The 19,216-nt window shown below is 69.6% G+C and carries 19 protein-coding genes; 10 read left to right on the top strand and 9 right to left on the bottom strand.

From position 1 onward, the window contains the following. Nucleotides 1–551 precede the first annotated feature (551 nt). The 4 genes from BWI15_RS24550 to BWI15_RS24535 are packed head-to-tail and all read left to right on the top strand — an operon-like array spanning nucleotide 552 to nucleotide 3,224. The gene (locus tag BWI15_RS24550; RefSeq protein ID WP_202817717.1) at nucleotides 552–1,004 is read left to right on the top strand and encodes a TraR/DksA family transcriptional regulator; all 453 of its coding nucleotides are present in this window, start codon (nucleotides 552–554) and stop codon (nucleotides 1,002–1,004) included. Continuing rightward, nucleotides 977–1,666 (top strand): signal peptidase II, encoded by a 690-nt coding sequence (gene lspA / locus BWI15_RS24545; RefSeq protein ID WP_077016798.1) that lies wholly within the window; start codon nucleotides 977–979, stop codon nucleotides 1,664–1,666. The genes BWI15_RS24550 and lspA overlap by 28 nt, the downstream gene beginning before the upstream one ends. 17 nt (nucleotides 1,667–1,683) lie before the next feature. After that, the gene (locus BWI15_RS24540; RefSeq protein ID WP_077017252.1) at nucleotides 1,684–2,592 is read left to right on the top strand and encodes an RluA family pseudouridine synthase; all 909 of its coding nucleotides are present in this window, start codon (nucleotides 1,684–1,686) and stop codon (nucleotides 2,590–2,592) included. Beyond that, nucleotides 2,589–3,224, top strand: a complete 636-nt coding sequence (locus BWI15_RS24535) for a Type 1 glutamine amidotransferase-like domain-containing protein (protein WP_077016797.1) — start codon at nucleotides 2,589–2,591, stop codon at nucleotides 3,222–3,224. The genes BWI15_RS24540 and BWI15_RS24535 overlap by 4 nt, the downstream gene beginning before the upstream one ends. Here BWI15_RS24535 and BWI15_RS24530 read toward each other — a convergent pair. After that, nucleotides 3,221–3,823 carry a TetR/AcrR family transcriptional regulator gene (locus BWI15_RS24530; RefSeq protein ID WP_083750979.1) on the bottom strand — a complete coding sequence of 201 codons (603 nt, stop codon included), beginning with the start codon at nucleotides 3,821–3,823 and terminating at the stop codon, nucleotides 3,221–3,223. The genes BWI15_RS24535 and BWI15_RS24530 overlap by 4 nt on opposite strands. 58 nt (nucleotides 3,824–3,881) lie before the next feature. On the opposite strand from BWI15_RS24530, the gene BWI15_RS24525 reads away from it, so the two are divergent. Beyond that, the gene (locus BWI15_RS24525; RefSeq protein WP_077016795.1) at nucleotides 3,882–4,289 is read left to right on the top strand and encodes a RidA family protein; all 408 of its coding nucleotides are present in this window, start codon (nucleotides 3,882–3,884) and stop codon (nucleotides 4,287–4,289) included. Here the strand turns inward: BWI15_RS24525 and BWI15_RS24520 are convergent. From BWI15_RS24520 to BWI15_RS24505, 4 genes are all read right to left on the bottom strand, one after another. After that, nucleotides 4,286–5,281, bottom strand: a complete 996-nt coding sequence (locus tag BWI15_RS24520; RefSeq protein WP_077016794.1) for an IS481 family transposase — start codon at nucleotides 5,279–5,281, stop codon at nucleotides 4,286–4,288. The two genes, BWI15_RS24525 and BWI15_RS24520, sit on opposite strands and share 4 nt — an antisense overlap. A 125-nt stretch (nucleotides 5,282–5,406) precedes the next feature. Further along, nucleotides 5,407–5,856 (bottom strand): MarR family winged helix-turn-helix transcriptional regulator, encoded by a 450-nt coding sequence (locus tag BWI15_RS24515; protein WP_237771440.1) that lies wholly within the window; start codon nucleotides 5,854–5,856, stop codon nucleotides 5,407–5,409. Continuing rightward, nucleotides 5,849–6,472, bottom strand: coding sequence for a DJ-1/PfpI family protein (locus BWI15_RS24510; protein ID WP_077016792.1), 624 nt, complete (start codon nucleotides 6,470–6,472; stop codon nucleotides 5,849–5,851). The genes BWI15_RS24515 and BWI15_RS24510 overlap by 8 nt, the downstream gene beginning before the upstream one ends. A 48-nt stretch (nucleotides 6,473–6,520) precedes the next feature. After that, entirely contained in the window at nucleotides 6,521–7,342 is an 822-nt protein-coding gene (locus BWI15_RS24505) for an alpha/beta hydrolase (protein WP_077016791.1), read from the bottom strand. A gap of 154 nt (nucleotides 7,343–7,496) precedes the next feature. Here BWI15_RS24505 and dnaE point away from each other — a divergent pair, with 154 nt between their 5' ends. Genes dnaE through BWI15_RS24490 form a run of 3 tightly spaced genes read left to right on the top strand, consistent with a single transcriptional unit; the run spans nucleotide 7,497 to nucleotide 13,786 of the window. Beyond that, entirely contained in the window at nucleotides 7,497–11,045 is a 3,549-nt protein-coding gene (gene dnaE / locus BWI15_RS24500) for a DNA polymerase III subunit alpha (RefSeq protein WP_077016790.1), read from the top strand. Nucleotides 11,046–11,091: 46 nt separating this feature from the next. Next, the gene (locus BWI15_RS24495; RefSeq protein WP_237771439.1) at nucleotides 11,092–11,910 is read left to right on the top strand and encodes a hypothetical protein; all 819 of its coding nucleotides are present in this window, start codon (nucleotides 11,092–11,094) and stop codon (nucleotides 11,908–11,910) included. Nucleotides 11,911–11,956: 46 nt separating this feature from the next. Beyond that, entirely contained in the window at nucleotides 11,957–13,786 is a 1,830-nt protein-coding gene (locus tag BWI15_RS24490) for a DUF3352 domain-containing protein (protein ID WP_077016789.1), read from the top strand. Here BWI15_RS24490 and BWI15_RS24485 read toward each other — a convergent pair. Continuing rightward, entirely contained in the window at nucleotides 13,761–14,558 is a 798-nt protein-coding gene (locus BWI15_RS24485) for an alpha/beta fold hydrolase (protein WP_077016788.1), read from the bottom strand. The genes BWI15_RS24490 and BWI15_RS24485 overlap by 26 nt on opposite strands. A 4-nt stretch (nucleotides 14,559–14,562) precedes the next feature. Next, the gene (locus BWI15_RS24480) at nucleotides 14,563–15,750 is read right to left on the bottom strand and encodes an MFS transporter (protein ID WP_077016787.1); all 1,188 of its coding nucleotides are present in this window, start codon (nucleotides 15,748–15,750) and stop codon (nucleotides 14,563–14,565) included. 76 nt (nucleotides 15,751–15,826) lie between these two features. On the opposite strand from BWI15_RS24480, the gene BWI15_RS24475 reads away from it, so the two are divergent. Together BWI15_RS24475 and BWI15_RS24470 are read left to right on the top strand one after the other, a co-directional pair. Next, nucleotides 15,827–16,708 (top strand): helix-turn-helix transcriptional regulator, encoded by an 882-nt coding sequence (locus BWI15_RS24475; protein ID WP_077016786.1) that lies wholly within the window; start codon nucleotides 15,827–15,829, stop codon nucleotides 16,706–16,708. A 25-nt stretch (nucleotides 16,709–16,733) separates the two neighbouring features. Next, nucleotides 16,734–17,105, top strand: a complete 372-nt coding sequence (locus BWI15_RS24470; protein WP_077016785.1) for a VOC family protein — start codon at nucleotides 16,734–16,736, stop codon at nucleotides 17,103–17,105. Between the two features lie 16 nt (nucleotides 17,106–17,121). Here BWI15_RS24470 and BWI15_RS39495 read toward each other — a convergent pair whose 3' ends face one another. Both BWI15_RS39495 and recQ read right to left on the bottom strand, forming a co-directional pair. Next, nucleotides 17,122–17,268 carry a hypothetical protein gene (locus tag BWI15_RS39495; protein ID WP_168197365.1) on the bottom strand — a complete coding sequence of 49 codons (147 nt, stop codon included), beginning with the start codon at nucleotides 17,266–17,268 and terminating at the stop codon, nucleotides 17,122–17,124. Between the two features lie 79 nt (nucleotides 17,269–17,347). Further along, nucleotides 17,348–19,186, bottom strand: a complete 1,839-nt coding sequence (gene recQ, locus BWI15_RS24465; protein ID WP_077016784.1) for a DNA helicase RecQ — start codon at nucleotides 19,184–19,186, stop codon at nucleotides 17,348–17,350. Nucleotides 19,187–19,216 lie beyond the last annotated feature (30 nt).

Here is a 19,216-nt window from a genome sequence, read left to right as displayed (position 1 = left end):
ACGTCGCCGGGCTCCGCGGTACCACCCTCCTTGGAGACCTGACCGGTGTCCTGCTCCGGCCGGGGTCACCCACTTCGTTACGCTCCGCTGCCGGGTCTAGTGAGTCCGTCAGGACCGTTCTTCCGGCGGCTCCGAGGTGATGGCCTCATCGCTGCCTTGCGGTGGCGGAAAAAGTGTACGACTCCGCACCGGTCCACCACGAATCGTTAATCACTGGCCAGGTCGAGGCGCGGCGGTGACAATGCTGTGACACTTTCGGGCATCTCGGGACGCGCGTGACGTCGAGCGGGCTTGAAGAAGCGACTACCGTATGTCCACGGTCTGCGCGTCGGGCTGGCACGTGAGGGTTGCGTGTCCTACTGTCTTGCGACCAGTCCGCTTCAGTCTCCGACGAAGGCAGGGGGTAGTCGACCATGGCTACATCGGCAAAGAAGTCCGCCCCCGGAAAGCGCACCGCCGCGGCCGAGAAGAGCGCCGCGGCATCCACCGAGCCGGCCACGAAGGCGGCCCCGAAGTCCCCTGCCAGGAAAGCCCCGACGAAGAGGGTGGCCATGAAGACCAACGAGAACAGGACCCCGGCAACGGCGCCGGCCAAGACGCCCAAGAAGGCCGAGAACCTGACCGTTCGCGAGGGGGAGACCCCGTGGACGGCGGCCGAACTGACCGAGCTGCGCAGCGAGCTCGAAGCGGACGTGGTGCACCTCAAGCAGGAGATCCGCGACGCCGAGCAGGAGATCGTCGGCCTGCTCCGCGACGGTGGTGACGGGGCCGGCAACGACCAGGCCGACGTCGGCTCGACCACGCTCGAGCGGGACCACGAGATGTCGCTGGCCAACAACGCGCGCGACATGCTCGACCAGATCGAGCGGGCGCTGGCCAAGATCGACGACGGCACCTACGGCGTCTGCGAGAGCTGCGGCAAGGCGATCGGCAAGGGACGGCTGCAGGCGTTCCCGCGTGCGACACTGTGCGTGTCATGCAAAGAACGCGAAGAACGCCGCTGAACCCATCCGAGTCGTCCCACTCCTCAGGGGACGCCCAGGAGCATTCCGAACCGGCCGGCCTCGAGCCGGCCGGTTCGGCGTCGTCCCCCGACGGCGCCACCGGTACGCCGGCGACGCCTGAGGACGTGGACGCCGCCGAGGCGGCCGCCGGGCCGGTCAAGCCCAGGTCCCGTCCTCGGCTGGTCGGTCTGTTCGCCGTGGTCGGGGTGCTCGTGCTCGGCCTGGACCAGCTGACCAAGGCGCTCGCCCTGCAGCACCTGACACCGGGCGACCCGGTGAACGTGATCGGTGAGCTGCTCAAGTTCAACCTGATCCGCAACCCCGGCGCCGCGTTCAGCCTCGGCTCCGACTTCACGCCGGTGATCAGCACGATCCAGATCGTCGTCGCGCTCGGCGTGATCTGGCTGTCGCGCCGGCTCGGCTCGGTCGGCTGGGCGGTCGCCTTCGGGCTGCTGTTCGGCGGCGCGGTCGGCAACATCACCGACCGGATCTTCCGCGAGCCGTCGCCGTTCCACGGCCACGTGGTCGACTTCCTGCAGACCCCGCACTGGGCGATCTTCAACGTCGCCGACATGGCCGTCACCTCGGCCGCGATCCTGCTGGTGATCCAGACCCTGCGCGGCATCAAGCTCGACGGCACCAAGGACGTGAGCGCGAAGTGAGCGACTCCAGGACCGTGATGGTGCCGGACGGACTGGCCGGCGAGCGCCTCGACGCGGCGCTGTCGCGGCTGTTCGGGGTGTCCCGGACGAAGGCCGCCGAGCTGATCGAGTCCGGCCTGGTCCAGGTCGACGGCGCGACGGCGGCCAAGTCGGCCCGCGTTTCGGCCGGCGTGATGCTGGACGTCGAGCTGCCCCCGCCACCGGGCGAGGTCACCGTCGTACCGGAGACCGTGGAGAACCTGCGGATCGTGCACGACGACGACGAGATCATCGTCGTCGACAAGCCGGTCGGCGTCGCGGCGCATCCGTCACCGGGCTGGACCGGCCCGACCGTGATCGGGCACCTGGCCGGCGCGGGCTTCAGCATCTCCACCAGCGGCGCCGCCGAGCGCAAGGGCATCGTGCACCGCCTCGACGTCGGCACGTCCGGCCTGATGGTGGTGGCCAAGACCGAGTACAGCTACACCGTGCTCAAGCGCGCCTTCAAGGAGCGCACGGTCAAGAAGATCTACCACGCGCTGGTGCAGGGCCACCCGGACCCGTTCACCGGCACGGTCGACGCGCCGATCGACCGGCACCCGCACCACGACTACAAGTTCGGCGTGGTGGCCGGCGGCAAGCCAAGTGTCACGCACTACGAGACGCTCGAGGCGTTCCGCTACGCGACACTGCTGGAGATCACGCTGGAGACCGGCCGGACGCACCAGATCCGCGTCCACATGGCCGCGATCGGCCACCCGTGCTGCGGCGATCTCACGTACGGCGCGGACCCGGTCCTCGCCGAGCGCCTTCAGCTGTCCCGCCAGTGGCTGCACGCCATGCGCCTCGGCTTCGCCCACCCCGGCTCCGGCGAGTACGTCGAGTTCACCTCCAAGTACCCGGACGACCTCGACCAGGCGCTCGACCGCCTCGTCGACACCCAGTGAAGCTCTATCTGTCCTCGTTCCGCCTCGGCGACCATCCCGAGCACCTCGTCGCGATGCTGCCGCCGAAGGCTCGGATCGCGGTGATCTGCAACGCCATCGACAGCGAGGAGCCGGTGCTGCGCGAGGAGAAGGTCGCCGCCGAGCACCGCTGGCTGGTTGAGCTCGGCCTGCGCCCGGAGGAAGTCGACCTGCGGGACTTCGTGCCGGGGGAGCCGGGAGCTGAAGGCCTTCGCGCCCGTTTGGCCGGGTTCGACGGGATGTGGGTGCGCGGCGGCAACGTCTTCGTCCTGCGCGCCGCGATGGCCCGCAGCGGCGCGGATGCGATCCTGCCCGAGCTCATCCGCTCCGAGCGGCTCGTCTACGCCGGCTACAGCGCCGGCGGCTGCGTCCTGGCCCCGAGCCTGCGCGGCCTCGAACTGTGCGACGACGTGTCGGAGGTCGAGGACGTCGTCTGGGACGGCCTCGGCGTACTCGACGAAGCCTTCGTCCCGCACCTCAACTCACCCGGTCACCCCGAGACCGAACTGATCGAGAAGGTCCGGGAGCTGTACGAGCGCACCGCCGTACCGTACGTGCCGCTGAGCGACGGCCAGGCCCTGGTCATCAACGGCGAAACCCGGACGCTCGTCTAACCCCAGCCCTGGCTGACCGATGCCCGACAACGATCGGGTTCGTCGCCGGCCTGGACGAACAGAGCTGTCAGCATCGGCACCGCGTAACCGAGCGCCTCGCGCGGCAGCGGACCGTTGATGGTCAGCGACGCCAGGCCGTGGCCGATCGCCCAGCTCTGGGTGGCGAGCGCGAGAGGATCGGTCCCGGCGAAGAAGCGCCCGTCGGCCGTCGCGCGGGCGACCGTCTCGACGAGCGGCCGCAGCCCGGCGTCCGCTCCGGCGGGGTCCTCCAGCTCGACCGAGGCGTCGAACATCACCCGGTAGAGGTCAGGGTTGGCCGCCGCGTTCGCGACGTACGCCGACCCTAGGGCAGCCAGGTCCCGTACCGCGTCGTCCGTGGGGGCGAGGCCCGCCAGGACGCCCGTGAGCCGGGTGAACCCTTCCTGCCGCACCGCCTTCCAGAGCCCGTCGATCCCATCGAAGTACGTGTAGACCGCCATCGTCGACACCCCGGTGCCGGCCACCAGCGACCGCAGCGTGATCGGCTCGCGCTTGCGGAGCATCTGCGCGGCCCGTTCGATCAGCAACGCCCGGACGCCCGGATCCTTCGTCCTCGCCATGGCGCAACTATACATAACGCTGTTATGGTTTGAGCATCCCATCGAACAGGAGCGCGTCATGAGCGTCACACTGATCAACCCCGAGTGCCTGCCGAAGCCGGACGTCTACCGGCAGCTGTCCGTCGCCACCGGTTCGCGACTGGTGTTCCTGGCCGGCCCGGTCGCCCGCGACAGTGCGGGGCGCCCGGTCGGCGCGGGCGATTTCGCGGCCCAGGTCGAGCAGGCGTACCTCAACATCGGCAACGCGCTGACCGAGATCGGCGGCTCGTTCGACGACGTGGCGAAGCTGACGATCTACGTCGTCGACTGGAGCGCGGACAAGCTACCGCAGCTGGGGGAGGGGGTCGCCCGGGCCGCGGCCACGTTGGGCGTCGACCCGGTCAAGCCGATCACCCTCCTCGGCGTCGCGGCGCTGGGTGAACCCGACCTGCTCGTTGAGGTCGAAGCCACCGCCGTGCTCGACTAGTTGTACTGCCCAGGAAGGTTGGTTAGGCGGGTGATGGGTGGGAGTTGGCCGATGGCGGTGTGGGGTCGGTGGTGGTTGTAGTGGTGGAGCCAGGCGGGGAGGGCGTCGCGGCGGGCTTGTTCTGTGGGGTAGAGCTGTTTGAAGGCCCAGCCGTCCGCGAGGGTGCGGTGGAATCTCTCGATCTTGCCGTTGGTTTGGGGCCGGTAGGGGCGGGTTTTCTTGGGTGTGATGCCGAGGTCGTGACAGGTGTCGCGCCATAGGTGGGAGCGGTAGGCCGATCCGTTGTCGGACAAGACGCGTTCGATGCTGGTGATGCCGCGGTCGGTGAACCAGGTCACGGCGTTGCGCAGTACTGCTGTGGCGGTGGCGGCGGTTTCGTCGTCGTGGATTTCGGCGTAGGCCACGCGGGAGTGGTCGTCGAGGACGGTGTGGATGAACGCGGTGCCGATTCTGGGGTTGCGGTGGTTGTTGCGGGGTTTGCCGGCGGTGGCGGCACGGTTCTTCTTGCCCTGGGCCCGGCCGAGGTAGCGCCAGCCGCCGCCGTCGGGGATGTTGCCGAGTTTCTTGACGTCGACGTGCAGCATGGCGCCGGGGTATGGGTGTTCGTAGCGGCGGATCGGCTCGCCGGTGTGGCGGTCGAGGTGGGACAGCCGGTTCAGCCGGCACCGGGTCAGTACGGCGTGCACGGTCGAGGCAGGTACGCCGGTTCGGTCGGCGAGTTGGACCGGGCCGAGACGGTGACGTCGCCGCAGGCTCACAATTCTGCGCACGATGCGTACCGGTGTGCGGTTCGGCTGATGCTGCGGGCGAGACGACCGGTCGGTCATCGCGGCCGGTCCGAGCTCGCGGTACCGCCCGGCCCAGCGGTTCGCGGTCGGCCACGACACCTGGAACAACTCAGCTGCCCGAGCCACCGGCCAACCGTCATCCACCACCAGACGCGCCAGCCGCAAACGGGCACGAGGCGTCAAAGCAGCGTTAGCGTGGGACACGAAGACCTCCTGTGCGTAGAGCTGGTTCCTAGACAGCTCCACTCCACGCCGGGAGGTCTTCACCCATCAACCACACTCACCGCGTGTCGTCACACTTTCTCAACCAACGTGCCTGATCAGTACAACTAGTTCAGCTGGTCCAGCGCCTTCGACAGTGTCGTCAGCGCCTCGACAGCGCGCGCGAACTCCTCCTGCCCGAGCACCTCACTCAGCCGCTTCGCCTGCTTGGCGTGCTCGGGATTGATCGCCCGTACGGCGTCCAGGCCCTCGGTGGTGATCGCGACCAGCTTCGCTCGCCGATGCGCCGGATTGTCCCGGTACTCCGCCAGTCCCCGCTCCACCAGTACGTCGGCTGTGCGCTGGACGGCCTGCCGGGTGATCCCCATCTCGCGGGCGATCGACGCGACCGGCAGTGGCGTCTGGAGCACGGCGCCGAGCACCTGCCACCAGGCCGCCGTCAGCCCGACCGGCTTCGCCAGGCTCTCGGCCAGCTCCAGGAACTGCCCGTTCAGCTTGAAGGCCGTCAACGCCGCCGCACTGAGCAGCTCCTGGTCTCGATTCACTCGGTCACGCACCCATCAATTCGTAGAACCCCGCCGGGTTCTGCTCGCCGTACAGCTTGTACCAGGAGTCGAGCACGCCCGGCTCGTAGATGCCCAGTTCGGCGAAGATCGCCCGGGCGAACTCGACCGGCGCCTGGGCTCCGCCGGTGATCAGGCCGCGGTCGTTCACCGCCGGCTCGTCGCGGTACAGCTCGGCCCCGCCGTAGCCGAGCCCGGCCAGGAACTCCTTGGCGTTGCTGGTGTGCGCGTGGTCGTCGAGCATGCCCGCCAGTGCCAGACCGCCGGTGGCTCCGCAGATCGCAGCGACCGGTACGCCGGCCGCGCGGAACTCGCGCGCCTTGGCGATGTACGGCTGGTACGCCTCGGTCGGCCACAGGTCGTTGCCGGGCAGCACCAGCATCGCGCTGTCGTCGGGGGTCAGCTCGTCGAGCGTCAGGTCGGGCAGCACCCGCAGGCCGCCCATCGTGGTGACCGGGTCGGTGCCGGCGCTGACGGTGTGGATCTGGAAACTGCCGGGGTTCCGGTGCCAGGCCGGGCTGTTGACGTGGGCGGTGACGAACCCGATCTCCCAGTCGGCCAGCGTGTCGTAGACGGCGAGGTGGACGGTGCGCTTGCTGTTCTCGGTCATGACAAGAGCTTGTCATGATGACAACATGTTGTCAATAGATCGGCGCGCCTACGATCCAGCGGTCACCGCCTCGGCGAGATCGACGACGGCCGCGGTCAGCGCCTTGCCGTGCACGAGGGCCGGGTCGTTGTGATCCGCACCGGCGACCTCGACCAGGTCCCGCAGCGTCGGCGCAGCCGCGGCGACGGCCCGGCTCTGATCCGGCGGAACGATCGAGTCCTCGGCGCCGAGCACCACGGTGACCGGGACCTTCACCGTCGCCAGTTGCTCGGCCAGCGGGTACTCGTCGCGAAGCAGCAGCCTGACCGGCAGGAACGGGTAATGGACCTGGCTGACCGAGGCGAGATCGACGAACGGCGATCGCAGGACCAGGCCGCCCGGCGCGATCTCGGTGGCGAGCTCGGTGACAACGGCCGCGCCGAGGCTCTCACCGACGTACAGGATGCGGTCGGCCGGTACGCCGGCCTCCTGGACGAGGTGCCGCTGGGCCGCACGGACATCCCGGGCCAGACCCTTCTCGCTCGGGCGGCCCTCAGTGCCGCCGTAGCCGCGGTAGTCGAACAGGAGGACCGTCAGCCCTTCGGCCGCGAGCGCGCGGGCCAACGGCGCTCGCGTCGCGCGGTTGCCGGCGTTTCCCGCCGCGACCAGGACCGCGACGCCCCGGTCCGCCTTGGTTGCCGGGACCAGCCAGGCGCCGAGGCGTACGCCGTCGTCGGTCTCGAGCGTGATGTCCCGGGCGCCGGGCAGGACCGTCGCCGCCGACCCGGCGTCGGCCGCGTCGGGCAGGTAGATGAGACGCCGCTGGAATCCCCAGATCGCGGCGAGCACCAGCATCAGCACCGCTGCCACGATCACCGCGAAGCGCACCACGATCCCAGTGTGCGGGATCGGCCGGGCGCCCGGATATCGGGCGTTATCAGGGGTCCGTCCGGCGGCGGACGGTGGGTCGGCGGAAACTGTCCCCAGGACCTGCCTAAGCTGATCCCCGTCCCGCTCACTCACGCCCTGGGAGGTCTGCGCAGACATGGCGTCCAGCGACAGTTTCGTGCATCTACACGTGCACACCGAGTACTCCATGCTGGACGGCGCCGCGCGGATCGACGAGTTGTTCAAAACCGCCCAGGAGATGGGCCAGCCGGCGATCGCGACCACCGACCACGGCTACGTGTTCGGGGCCTACGAGTTCTGGAAGACCGCGAAGAAGTACGACGTCAAGCCGATCATCGGCGTCGAGGCCTACCTCACCCCGCACACCCACCGCAGCGAGCGCAAGCGGGTCAAGTGGGGCGACGCGAACTCCGGCCGCGACGACGTGTCCGGCTCCGGTGCGTACACGCACATGACGCTGCTGGCCAAGAACACCTCCGGCATGCACAACCTGTTCAAGATGAGCTCGCTGGCCAGTCTCGAGGGCTACTACTTCAAGCCCCGGATGGACCGCGAGCTGCTGAACACCTACGGCAAGGGCCTGATCGCGACCACCGGCTGCCCGTCCGGCGAGGTGCAGACCCGGCTGCGGCTGGGGCAGTACAAGGAGGCGCTGGAGGCGGCCGCGGAGTTCCGCGACATCTTCGGTGCCGAGAACTACTACTGCGAGCTGATGGACCACGGCCTCGGTATCGAGCGCAACGTGCAGGGCGACCTGCTGAAGCTGGCCAAGGAGCTCGGGCTGCCGCTGGTGGCCACCAACGACCTGCACTACACCAAGCCCGAGGACGCGGTGGCGCACGCGGCGCTGCTGTGCGTGCAGTCCGGCTCGACGCTGTCCGACCCGAACCGGTTCAAGTTCGACGCGAACGAGTTCTACGTCAAGACCGCGGCCGAGATGCGCGAGGTCTGGAAGGACTACCCCGAGGCGTGTGACAACACGCTGCTGATCGCCGAGCAGTGCGACGTCAGCTTCACCGAGGGCGAGGGCCGGTTCATGCCGCGCTTCCCCTGCCCCGAGGGTCACAACGAGGAGTCCTGGTTCGTCTCCGAGGTGGAGACCGGCCTGCACAAGCGCTACCCCGGTGGCGTGCCGGACCACGTCCGCAAGCAGGCCGAGTACGAGATCGAGGTCATCACCTCCAAGGGCTACGCCGGCTACTTCCTGGTCGTCGCCGACTTCATCAACTGGGCCAAGGAGCACGGCATCCGGGTCGGTCCGGGCCGTGGTTCGGGTGCCGGTTCGATGTGCGCGTACGCGATGCGCATCACCGACCTCGACCCGCTGCAGCACGGCCTGATCTTCGAGCGCTTCCTCAACCCCGAGCGCATGTCGATGCCCGACTTCGACATCGACTTCGACGACCGCCGCCGCCCCGAGGTGATCCGCTACGTCACCGAGAAGTACGGCGACGACCGGGTCGCGATGATCGTCACCTACGGCACGATCAAGGCCAAGCAGGCGATCAAGGACGCCGGCCGGGTGCTGGACTACCCGTTCGCGATGGGCGACCGGATCACCAAGGCGATGCCGCCGTCGGTGATGGGCAAGGACGTGCCGCTGTCGGGCATCTTCGACCCGCAGCACAAGCGCTACTCCGAGGCCGGCGAGTTCCGCCAGCTCTACGAGTCCGACCAGGACGTGCGCAAGATCGTCGACACCGCGCGCGGCCTGGAGAACCTGAAGCGCCAGTGGGGTGTGCACGCGGCCGGCGTGATCATGTCCTCGGAGCCGCTGATCGAGCTGATCCCGATCATGCGCCGCGAGCAGGACGGCCAGGTGATCACCCAGTTCGACTACCCGAGCTGCGAGACGCTCGGCCTGGTCAAGATGGACTTCCTCGGCCTGCGCAACCTGACGATCATGGACGACGCGGTCAAGAACGTCGAGGCCAGCCGCGGCATCAAGCTCGACCTGGACGAGCTGGCCAAGACCCTCGACGACAAGGCCACCTTCGAGCTGCTCGGCCGCGGCGACACCCTCGGCGTCTTCCAGTTCGACGGCGGCCCGATGCGGGCGCTGCTGCGGCTGATGAAGCCGGACAACTTCGAGGACATCTCCGCGGTCGGCGCGCTGTACCGCCCGGGACCGATGGGCGCGAACAGCCACACCAACTACGCCCTGCGCAAGAACAAGCAGCAGGAGATCAGCTACCCGCACGACGAGCTGGCCGTCGCGCTGGAGCCGATCCTCGGTACGACGTACGGCCTGATCGTGTACCAGGAGCAGGTCATGGCCATCGCGCAGCAGCTGGCGGGCTACACGCTCGGCAAGGCGGATCTGCTCCGCCGCGCGATGGGCAAGAAGAAGCGCGAGGTGCTGGACGCCGAGTACGTCGGCTTCTCCGAGGGCATGAAGGCCAACGGGTTCTCCGACGCCTCGATCAAGGCGCTGTGGGACGTGCTGGTCCCGTTCTCCGACTACGCGTTCAACAAGGCGCACTCGGCGGCGTACGGGCTGGTCTCGTACTGGACCGCCTACCTGAAGGCGAACTACCCCGCCGAGTACATGGCCGCGGTCCTGACGTCCGTCAAGGACGACAAGGACAAGATGGCCATCTACCTGAACGAGTGCCGCCGGATGGGCATCAAGGTGCTGCCGCCGGACGTCAACGAGTCCGACTCCAACTTCACCCCGGTCGGCACCGACATCCGCTTCGGGCTGTCGGCGATCCGCAACGTCGGCGTCAACGTGGTGGCCGAGATCGTCGCCGCCCGCGAGTCCGAGGGCCGGTTCACCGACTTCGTCGACTTCATCGACAAGGTGCCGCTGCCGGTCTGCAACAAGCGGGTGATCGAGTCGCTGGCCAAGGCCGGTTCGTTCGACTCGATGGGACACGCCCGGCGCGCGGTCGTCGCGGTGCACGAGCAGGCCGTCGACGAGGCGATCGACCTCAAGCGCAACGAGGCGCACGGCCAGTTCGACCTGTTCTCGATGGGCGACGAGGAGACCGACTCCGCCGACGGCAACAGCCGGCTCACGGTCCGCGTCCCGGAGATCGAGGAGTGGGACAAGGCGACCAAGCTGGCGCACGAGCGCGACATGCTCGGGCTGTACGTGTCGGACCACCCGCTGTTCGGCGTCGAGCACGTGCTGACCAACGGCACCGACTGCACGATCGGTCAGCTGCTCGCCGACGAGGACCGGCCGGACGGCACCCGGGTGACGATCGGCGGTCTGGTCACCGCGGTCCAGCGCAAGGTCAACAAGCGCGGCGACATCTACGCGATCGTCACGATCGAGGACCTGGAAGGTTCGATCGAGGTGATGATGTTCTCCTCGGCGTACCAGCTGCACGCGCACCTGCTGACCAACGACGCGATCATCTTGATGAAGGGCCGGGTCCGGCGCCGGGAGGACCGGCTCGAGCTCAGCGGTGACGAGGTGACCGTGCCGGACCTCACCGAGGGGCCGAGCGGGCCGGTGGTGATCACGATGCCGGTGAACCGCTGCACCCCGCCGGTGGTCGACCAGCTGCGCGACGTACTGCAGTCCCACCCGGGCATGACCGAGGTTCAGCTGCGTCTGCAGGCCCGGCAGAAGACGACGGTGATGCGGATCGGCGACCGGTTCCGGGTCACCCCGACGTCGTCGCTGATGGCCGACCTGAAGGCATTGCTCGGACCGTCGTGTCTGGCCGGCTGAGGCACCGGTGAGCGACAGCGTTGACCCGGTACGTCACACTGGCCCCGTGAGTCAGCCACCACACCAGGGCCCCGAGGCCGCAGGCCCGTTCCAGCAGGGGACCGCGCACGGCGCGCCGGGTCAGCCGGGGTCGGCGCCGGGCCGGCCTGGCGTCGCGCCCGCGACGCCGGGGCAGTCGGGGCAGCCCGGATCTGCGCCGGGCCAATCCGGGTTCGCGCCCGCAGCGCCGAGTCAGTCGGGGCAGTCCGGTGCTGTGTACTCCGGGGGCAGCGGGCCGTACGCGCCGCAGCCGTTCGGCGCCTCCTTCGGGGCGCCGCCGGAGCCCGCGCCCAAGCTGCCGTGGAGCCGGGCGATCGCGGTCACCGTCGCCGTGTTCCTGGTGGCCGGCGCGATCGCCGGGTGGGCCTGGCAGCAGTACGCGCCGCTCGCCCAGTACACGATCGACGACAACGGTGGGTCGCTCGGCGAGGAGCAGATGACCCGGGTCTTCGGCCCGGACGGCACGTTCGTCGCGATCGGCTTCCTCACCGCCTTGCTGCTCGGGGCCGCCTTGTTCTGGTGGTTGCGCGACTACGGTCCCTGGGCGGTGGCCGTGGTGGCCGTCGGCTCGGTGATCGGTTCGGCCGTCGCCTGGGGTGTCGGCATGCTGCTCGGCCACGACCCGCTGGAGCCCCGGCTCCAGGCGGCGAAGCCGGGCGATCTGCTTGCCGCTCCGCTCGAGCTGCACACCTGGACCCCGCTGGCCTCCTGGCTGGTCGGCGCGGCGCTCGCGGCGGCGATCATCGCCGCGCTGACCTGGCGCGCGGAACCAGTTGCAACCACATCGGTATCTGCCGCGTCAGAATCCTCGGCGCAGGTCAAATAGCCTGTTCCGGCCCGGTGGCATCTCACCGGTGACGCGAGGGGGCACGATGTCCGACCAGACCAATCCGCCGGTCTACCCGCACCACCCCGGTGCAACCGGCGGCCCACAGGGCCCGAACGGGCCGTACTCCGCGCCTGGCCCGCAAGGCGACCAGTTCGGGGCTCAGGGCAACCAAGGGTTGTGGCCGCAGCAGGGCCAGCAGCAGCCGTACGGCCAGCAGTCGCAGGGCCAGCAGCAGCCGTATGGGCAGCCGCAGCAGCCGCCGTACGGGCAGCCCCAGTACGGGCAGCCGCAGTACGGACAGCCCCAGTACGGGCAGCCGCAGGACGGCGCGCCGCAGGGCGGTGGTCCGCAGTACGGGGGACCGCAGGGTGGTGGCGGTCAGCCGCCGTACGGGCCGGGCTTCGGTCCGGCGGCGCAGCAGTGGCAGCCGGAGCCGCGCAAGAAGCGCGGCAAGCTGATCCCGCTCGTCGCCGTGCTGGCGGTGCTCGCGGTGATCGGCGGCGGCGGCCTGTTCGCCTACGCGCGGCTCAACGGTGGCGGCGGTCAGCCGGCCGAGGTGCTGCCCGGTACGGCGGTCGCCTACGCCCGGATCGACCTCAACCCGTCGGCCGGCCAGCGCGTCGCCGCGCTGCGGTACCTGACGAAGTTCCCGTCCGCGAAGGAGCGGATCGGCCTCACCAGCGACAACGACGACCTGCGGCAGAAGCTGTTCGAGCTGATCAAGAAAGAAGCCGGCGACGACCTGGCCGACGTCGACTTCGAGAAGGACGTCAAGCCGTGGCTGGGGGACCGGGCCGGCCTGGCCGCGCTACCGCCGTCGGGTGACCGCAAGGCGCCGGACGTCGTGGTCGCCGTCCAGGTGAAGAACGAGGGCAAGGCCAACGCGGGGCTGGACAAGCTGTTCGCGAAGGAGGACGAGAAGCCGGGCCGGGTCTTCACCGACGGCTACGTGCTGCTCGGCGACAACCAGCGCATCGTGGACGCGGCCGCCTCGACCGCCAAGGACAGCCCGCTGAGCAAGAACGCCAAGTTCGACGGCGACATGTCCGCGCTCGGCGAGCAGGGCTTCGCGTCGTTCTGGGCCGACACCGCCGGGCTGGCGCTGCTGGCCGACCAGAGAATGACCGAGGACCAGCGCAAGGCGGTGCCGGCCGGTTCGATGGCCGCGGCGCTGCGGTTCGACGCGAACTTCGTCGAGCTGAAGGGGGTCGTGCGCAGTGACGACGCCGTGAAGGTCGGCGCGGCGGACGCCGGTGACCTGCTGGCGCAGCTGCCGGAGAGCTCGGCCGGTGGGCTGGCGCTGTCGGGCGGGTCGGATGTGGTCGACACGGCGTGGGCGCAGCTGAAGAAGTCGAGCGGCCTGAACCTGGACGACCTGACCAGGGACTTCACCGCCGAGTACGGGCTGACGCTGCCGGACGACCTGAAGACGCTGCTCGGCAAGAACTTCGCGGTCGCGGTCGACCGCGACCGCGACGACGGCCCGAAGATCGCTGTGCGGACCGAGACCGACCCGGCGAAGGCCGGCGTGGTGGTCGACAAGGCGATGAAGGTGCTGCGCACCCGCACCGGCGCGAACATCCCGGTCCAGAGGGCCCAGGACGACGACACGCTGGTGGTCGCGACCGACCAGAGCTACGCCGATCAGGTGCTCGAGGGCGGCAACCTCGGACAGTCGGAGAGCTTCAAGCAGGCGATTCCGGACTCGAAGGGCGCCGTACTGGCCGGCTTCGTGGACTTCGAGGCGATGGCTTCGCTGAGCGAGGAGCTGAAGTCCAACAAGGACGCCGCTGCACTGCGTTCGGCCGGGGTGACGGTCCGCCACACCGAGGGTGGGCAGGCCGACTTCACCCTGCGGGTGGTCGCGAAGTAATCACGCGCTCGACGAAGGCCCGGACCGCTGCGGTGTAGCGGTCCGGGTCTTCTCGATGAATCCAGTGCCCGGTCCGGTCGAACACGACCAGCTCGGTGGCCGGCCGCCGCCGGATCATCTCGTCGGCCAGCGCAGCGCTGAGCAGGAAGCTGTCCGTTGCTCGCAGCAACAACATGGGCCGGCGTACGGCGGTCCAGTCGTCCCACCAGACGCCGGCGTTGCCGTGCTGCACCGCCATCATGTCGTCGAGGTCGAACAGCAGCTCCCAGCCGCCGTCCCGCTCCACCACGCTCTCCAGGAAGTACGCCGGCTCCGGTGTCGCCGCGAAGAACTGCTCGGCCGCCTGCCGGCTGGCGAACCGGGTAGGCCAGCCCGTCACGTCCAGCACCGGCTGCGGCAGCACGGAGGCATCCGTCACCGCCCCGACGTCCTCGACCACAACCGCCGCCACCAACTCAGGCCGCCTGGCCGCCAGCTGGAACGCGGTCACTCCGCCGAGCGAATGCCCGATCACGACGACCGGCGGGAGCTCCAGTTGCTCCACCAGTTCGGCCACCGCAGCCACGAACTCATCCCGCCCGAAGTCTTGGTGGCCCTGCGCTTCGCGGTGCTGGGCGGTGAGCCCGTGCCCTGGCAGATCCGGCGCGATCACCCGGAACTCCGGAGCCAATCGCTCGGCCACGGCCGCGAAGGTCAGCCCGCGCCCGAACGTCCCGTGCAGCGCGAGTACCGGCGTACCGTTGCCGCCGCTGTCCTCGTAGTGAATCGGCATGCGGTCAGTCTCGCCGCTCCGCGCGCCGTGTGGGTACACCTGTCAGGTGCACCAAGAGGATGCTGAGGGCAACCACCAGCCCAGCGATCAGCAGGCTGAGCCGAAAGCCGGCCAGGAAGTGCGCTGCCCCCAGCAGGGCGCCGAAGAGCCCGGCCGCCGCCCCGCTCCCGACCTGCCGACTCGCGTTCAGCAGACCGGCGCCGAAGCCCGCGCGCGCCGCTGCGACTCCGTCCAGCATCATGGTCGTGATTGCCGGCGCGACCAGTCCGGCCCCCGCACCGATCGGCAGCAGCCACCCGACCAGCACCCACAGCGCGACCCGCTCGTCGACCGAGCACAGCCCGGTGAGACCGACCAGCATCAACGCCTGGCCGCCGGTCAGCACCCGCCCGGGCCCGTACCGCGCGGTCAACCGGCCGGCGAGCAGGTTGGCCGGAATGATCAGCAGTGTCATCGGGACGAAGATCAGCCCGCTGATCCACGCCGATCGTTGCAGCAACTGCTGCAGAAAGACCGTCACCCCGAAGATCACCCCGTACGACGCGAAGTTCACCGCGAACCCGGTCACCGTGCTCACCACGACCTGCGCGCCGACCGGACCGGGCCTCGTCCGCGCGCCCGAGCGCGCGCCGGCGGGCACACCGAACGCGCCGATCAGCACCGGAAGGCCGACGGCGACGTTCAGCCAGAACGTGGCCGGCCAGCCGAGCGCCGTGGTGATCGCTCCGCCGACCGGCGAGCCGACGACCAGCGCGACCGCGCCCGCCGCCGACCAGTGGCCGACTGCCCGCGTACGGCGTACTGGATCGGGCACTGCGGCGGTGAGCAACGCCAGCCCCGACGGGAGAATCGCGGCGGCGGCCGCTCCCTGGATGCCCCGGGCGGCGAGAAGGACCGGCAGGTTGCTCGCGACCGCGCAGACCACCGAGGTGGCGACGAAACCAATCATCCCGATGACAAAGGCTCGCCGCGCTCCGATCCGGTCCGACCAGGTGCCGGCCGGCAGCAGGCAGACGGCGAAGGTCAGCGAGTATCCGGTGAGGATCCAGGCGAGGGCGGGCCCCGCGCCGAGGTCGCGGCCGATGGACGGCAGCGCGACGGTCACCAGCGACGCGTTCAGCGTGATCAGGAAGAAGGACGCGGCGGCGAGGCCGGACGCGAGCGCCGGTCGGGTCGTGGTGGTGACAGCCATGCCTACTACCGTGGTCGGTGCCGGCGACCGGAAAAAGGTTGCCGGGTGCACCTGTCAGGGACAGTCAGGAGATCCGATGTCGCGGTTCGCCGGCCGGTCACGCGAGCTCGGCGCGTTCCTGCGCGAACGCCGCAACCGGCTCACTCCTGCCGAGGCCGGGCTGCCGGACACTCCACGCCGTACGCCGGGGCTGCGGCGCGAGGAGATCGCCGAACTCGCCGGTCTGAGCGTCGGCTACTACACCCGTCTGGAGCAGGGGCACGCGCCGCATCCGTCGACGGCCGTGCTCGACGCTCTCGCCCGCACGCTCGTGCTGACCGCCGATGAGTCGCGTCACCTGAAAGCGCTGGCTGGGCAGAGTGTCGCACCGGCCGTGCCGCCGACCGAGCAGGTTTCGCAGTCGGCGCTCCGGCTGATCGGCCTGCTCGTTCCACCAACCGCGGCCGTGGTGCTCGGCCGCACCGGCGATGTGCTCGCGTGGAACCGCGCCGCGACCCTGCTCTTCCCTGGTCGCTTGCCGCAGCCGGGGGAGCGGCCCGGTCCTGGCTCGAACAACGCCCGCTACGTGTTCACCGATCCGTCCGCCCGCACGCTGTTCGCCGACTGGCCCGAAGTCGCCGACGACACCGTCGCCCATCTGCGCTCCGCCGCCGGGCACCTGGTCGACGATCCCGCCCTCCGCGCGCTGGTCGACGAACTCATCGGCACCAGCCCCGACTTCGCCGCCCGCTGGGCCCGACGCGACGTCCGCGAGCGGGTCACCGGCGGCAAACGCCTGCGGCACCCGCAGCTCGGCCCGATCACCATCGGCTACGAGGTCGTCGCCGTGCTCGACCAGCCGCACCAGTGGCTCGTCGTCTACGCCTTCCCGCCCACGGTGGCTTCCCGGATGCGGCAATTGCTGAATTCGTCTCCGGCCGATGTCGAAACCGCTGATCCAGCTTCTACCTCGGGGTGAACCACCACTCCCGAGAGGACAACCGATGAACCACATCACCGCCGTGAGCACCGTCGCCGTACCGGTCACCGACCAGGACCGGGCTGTCGCCTTCTACGTCGACGCCCTCGGCTTCGACCTGCAAATGGACGCTCCGCTGCCACAGCTCGGCGGCCGCTGGATCGTCGTCGCGCCGCCCGGCTCGGCCGCGGCGCTCGCCCTGGTCCCCGCCGGCGACGAGACCCCGGCCGGCGGCGACACCGGCATCCGTTTCGCCACCTCCGACGCGACCGCCGCGCACGCCGCCCTGACCGAGCGAGGCGTCCCGGTCGACGACCTCCTCAGCTGGCCCGGCGTCCCGCCGATGTTCACCTTCCACGACCCCGACGGCAACGTGCTCTACCTCGTCGAAGGCTGATCCAGCCCTACGCCGGTCAGCCGACGATCGGTCTCGCCAGCGACACCACCGTCTCCGACGGCTGGTCCAGGTCGTCGAGCACAAAGTGCCCGCCGCGGTGCATCCCGAAGGGAAAGCCGCGGCGGTGCGGGGTCGCGGCGCGTGCGTCGTCCGCGTGTTGCATGCTGCCGGTGTGCAGGACGACCTCGTGGCCGACGGCAACGAACAGCCGCGCAGACCTGTCCTGTGGCTCGCCCCACGGGTTACTCCCCGGCCAGCGCCTCCAGTACGCCGTCGCCGTACTTGGCCAGCTTGTTCTCGCCGACGCCGCTGATCTTGCCCAGCTCGGTCAGCGAGCTCGGCAGGTCGGTCGCGATCTGCCGCAGCGTCGCGTCGTGGAAGATCACGTACGCCGGGACGCCCTGTTCCTTGGCCGTCGCCGCGCGCCAGGCGCGCAACCGCTCGAACACAGGCGCCGCCTCGGCCGGCAGGTCGACGATCTTCTTCTTGCCGCCACCCGACGACGACCGCGAGCGCGTGACCCGTTCGGGTTCACGACGCATCATCACCTCGCGCCGGCGTCCGAGCACCTCGGCACTGTCCGGGGTCAGCACGAGCGTGCCGTAGTCGCCCTCGACGGTGAGCAGCCGCTGGGCCAGCAACTGGCGGATGACCCCGCGCCACTCGGTGTCCTTGAGCTCGGTGCCGATGCCGAAGACGCTGAGGTCGTCGTGCCGGAACTGTTTGACCTTCTCGGTCTGCTTACCGAGCAGGATGTCGATCACCTGACCGGCGCCGAACTTCTGGTTCCGCTCGTGCTGCAGCCGGTACACGGTCGAGAGCAGCTTCTGCGCCGGGATCGTGCCGTCCCACGACTCCGGTGGGGTCAGACAGGTGTCGCAGTTTCCGCACGGCTCGCCCTGCTGGCCGAAGTACGCGAGCAGTTGGACCCGACGGCACTGCACGGTCTCGCAGAGCGCGAGCATCGCGTCGAGATGCGTGCCGAGTCGGCGCCGGTGCGCGGCGTCGCCCTCGGAGGTGTCGATCATCTTGCGCTGCTGCACGACGTCCTGCAGCCCGTACGCCAGCCAGGCGGTCGAGGGCAGTCCGTCCCGGCCCGCGCGACCGGTCTCCTGGTAGTACCCCTCGACGGACTTCGGCAGGTCCAGGTGCGCGACGAACCGTACGTCCGGCTTGTCGATGCCCATGCCGAACGCGATCGTCGCGACCACGACCAGGCCGTCCTCGCGCAGGAAGCGGGACTGGTTCTTCGCCCGGGTCCGGCTGTCCAGGCCGGCGTGGTACGGCACGGCCTCGATCCCGTTCTGGGTCAGGAACGTCGCGGTCTTCTCGACGCTGTTGCGGGACAGGCAGTAGACGATGCCCGCGTCACCCTCGTGCTCGGTGCGCAGCAGCTCGAGCAGCTGGCGCTGCGGGTTGTCCTTCGGGACGATCCGGTACTGGATGTTCGGCCGGTCGAAGCTGGCGACGAAGTGCTTGGCCTCGGTCAGGTTGAGCCGGGTGGCGATCTCGGCGTGGGTGGCCTCGGTCGCTGTCGCGGTCAGCGCGATCCGCGGCACGTCGGGCCAGCGCTCGTGCAGCTCCGACAGCATCAGGTAGTCGGGCCGGAAGTCGTGTCCCCACTGGGACACACAGTGCGCCTCGTCGATCGCGAACAACGAGATCTTGCCCTGATCCAGCAGCCGCACGGTCGACTCGACCCGGAGCCGCTCCGGGGCCAGGTAAAGCAGATCGAGGTCACCGGACAGGAAGGCCTGCTCGACCTCGCGGCGCTGCTCGAAGTCCTGCGTCGAGTTCAGGAAGCCGGCCCGGACGCCGAGCGCGGTGAGCGCGTCGACCTGGTCCTGCATCAGGGCGATCAACGGCGAGATCACCACGCCGACGCCGGACCTGACCAGCGCCGGGATCTGGTAGCACAGCGACTTGCCGCCTCCAGTCGGCATCAGGACGAGCGCGTCACCACCACCGACGACGGTCTCGATGATGTCGCGCTGCTGCCCGCGGAACGCGTCGTACCCGAACACCCGGTGCAGTACCTGCAGGGCTTCGGAGTCTGGCAGTTCCGGTGTCGTTTCGGCCACACGGCGATTCTACGGAGATCCGTGGACACC

The organism is Kribbella sp. ALI-6-A, from assembly GCF_001984195.1.
GTDB lineage: Bacteria > Actinomycetota > Actinomycetes > Propionibacteriales > Kribbellaceae > Kribbella.
The sequence above is the reverse complement of the archived record's forward strand: the minus strand, read 5'-3'. Positions and strand labels throughout refer to the sequence as shown.

Coding starts and splice junctions, on each gene's coding strand:
- BWI15_RS24510 (WP_077016792.1), bottom strand. CDS start 6,472: ATGACCGAGAACAGCAAGCGCACCGTCCACCTCGCCGTCTACGACACG.
- BWI15_RS39495 (WP_168197365.1), bottom strand. CDS start 17,268: ATGCAACACGCGGACGACGCACGCGCCGCGACCCCGCACCGCCGCGGC.
- BWI15_RS24485 (WP_077016788.1), bottom strand. CDS start 14,558: ATGCCGATTCACTACGAGGACAGCGGCGGCAACGGTACGCCGGTACTC.
- BWI15_RS24525 (WP_077016795.1), top strand. CDS start 3,882: ATGAGCGTCACACTGATCAACCCCGAGTGCCTGCCGAAGCCGGACGTC.
- BWI15_RS24530 (WP_083750979.1), bottom strand. CDS start 3,823: ATGGCGAGGACGAAGGATCCGGGCGTCCGGGCGTTGCTGATCGAACGG.
- BWI15_RS24490 (WP_077016789.1), top strand. CDS start 11,957: ATGTCCGACCAGACCAATCCGCCGGTCTACCCGCACCACCCCGGTGCA.
- BWI15_RS24550 (WP_202817717.1), top strand. CDS start 552: ATGAAGACCAACGAGAACAGGACCCCGGCAACGGCGCCGGCCAAGACG.
- BWI15_RS24475 (WP_077016786.1), top strand. CDS start 15,827: ATGTCGCGGTTCGCCGGCCGGTCACGCGAGCTCGGCGCGTTCCTGCGC.
- BWI15_RS24480 (WP_077016787.1), bottom strand. CDS start 15,750: ATGGCTGTCACCACCACGACCCGACCGGCGCTCGCGTCCGGCCTCGCC.
- dnaE (WP_077016790.1), top strand. CDS start 7,497: ATGGCGTCCAGCGACAGTTTCGTGCATCTACACGTGCACACCGAGTAC.
- lspA (WP_077016798.1), top strand. CDS start 977: ATGCAAAGAACGCGAAGAACGCCGCTGAACCCATCCGAGTCGTCCCAC.
- BWI15_RS24470 (WP_077016785.1), top strand. CDS start 16,734: ATGAACCACATCACCGCCGTGAGCACCGTCGCCGTACCGGTCACCGAC.
- BWI15_RS24540 (WP_077017252.1), top strand. CDS start 1,684: ATGGTGCCGGACGGACTGGCCGGCGAGCGCCTCGACGCGGCGCTGTCG.